The sequence below is a fragment of the Cobetia sp. 2AS genome (assembly GCF_029846355.1).
Lineage (GTDB): Bacteria > Pseudomonadota > Gammaproteobacteria > Pseudomonadales > Halomonadaceae > Cobetia > Cobetia amphilecti.
Genome location: NZ_JARWKQ010000021.1, coordinates 1 through 350, shown reverse-complemented (window position 1 = coordinate 350; position 350 = coordinate 1). Strand labels below are relative to the sequence as shown.

The following is a 350-nucleotide window of genomic DNA, read 5'->3' as shown; positions in this document are numbered from 1 at the left end:
GCTATTGGCCTCAGCGCTGCCGGTCAGCGTCGGCGTTGCATCGTTGGTGCTATCGCCGGAGGCGAGGGCACCGGTATCGGCTGGTACATCGTCGGTCGCGGAAGTGATGGACGGGGTGTTCGGTGCAGTGACGTCAGCATCTTCCGGCACCACCAGGGTGTCGGAGACTGGGCTTTCGTTACCCGCGGCGTCGGTGACGGTGGCGGTCAGTTCAGCGCCGGCTTCCTGCTTCGGAGACAGGGTAATGCTGAACGTGCCGTCATCGGCAACAGTGCCGGTGCCCAGCAGATCGCCATCACCATTGGTGATTTCGACGGTCCCGCCGGCCTCGGCGCTACCATTGACGGTGC

The 350-nt window shown here is 64.6% G+C and carries 1 protein-coding gene; it reads right to left on the bottom strand.

Features of this window, described 5'->3' with window-relative positions:
• The coding region (locus tag QD356_RS17760) for an Ig-like domain-containing protein (RefSeq protein ID WP_279878495.1) at nucleotides 1–350 on the bottom strand (350 nt) is incomplete at both ends.